Below are 522 nucleotides of genomic sequence, written 5' to 3' on the forward strand. Positions count from 1 at the left end.
TGCTTTTGTGGTGAGCGGGCTTGCCCCGCGCTGGGTGGCGAAGCCGCCCCATTACTGACAGTGCATACCTTCAGTTGGAACTGAGGCGTCTGAATTTGGGGCGGCTCCGCCACCCAGCGCGGGGCAAGCCCGCTCACTACAAAATCCTGCTCAGCACATAAGGCCTGCTCAAGACAAAGAGCCTGCGCACCACGCTGGTCAGCGAATTGAACACGGCCATCGACGGCATTCGTGCCAGTGGTGAGTACCAGAAGATTTCGCAGCAGTACTTCAAGGCTGACATTTACGGTGATTGATGCAGCGGGGCTGCTGCTGTTGCGGTGAGTAGCCTTGCTTTTTTGATGAGCAGTCCTGCAGTTGTAATGAGCGGGCTTGCTTTTGTGGTGAGCGGGCTTGCCCCGCGCTGGGTGGCGAAGCCGCCCCATTACTGACAGTGCATACCTTCAGTTGGAACTGAGGCGTCTGAATTTGGGGCGGCTCCGCCACCCAGCGCGGGGCAAGCCCGCTCACTACAAAATCCTG

1 pseudogene is annotated in these 522 nt (G+C 58.8%); it reads left to right on the forward strand.

Annotation, left to right across the window (positions count from 1 at the left end):
• Positions 1–194 precede the first annotated feature (194 nt).
• A pseudogene (locus G9Q84_RS29060) lies at positions 195–296 on the forward strand (ABC transporter substrate-binding protein); the annotation flags it as partial.
• Positions 297–522: the final 226 nt, after the last annotated feature.

The organism is Pseudomonas sivasensis (assembly GCF_013778505.1).
In the GTDB taxonomy this organism is placed as follows: domain Bacteria; phylum Pseudomonadota; class Gammaproteobacteria; order Pseudomonadales; family Pseudomonadaceae; genus Aquipseudomonas; species Aquipseudomonas sivasensis.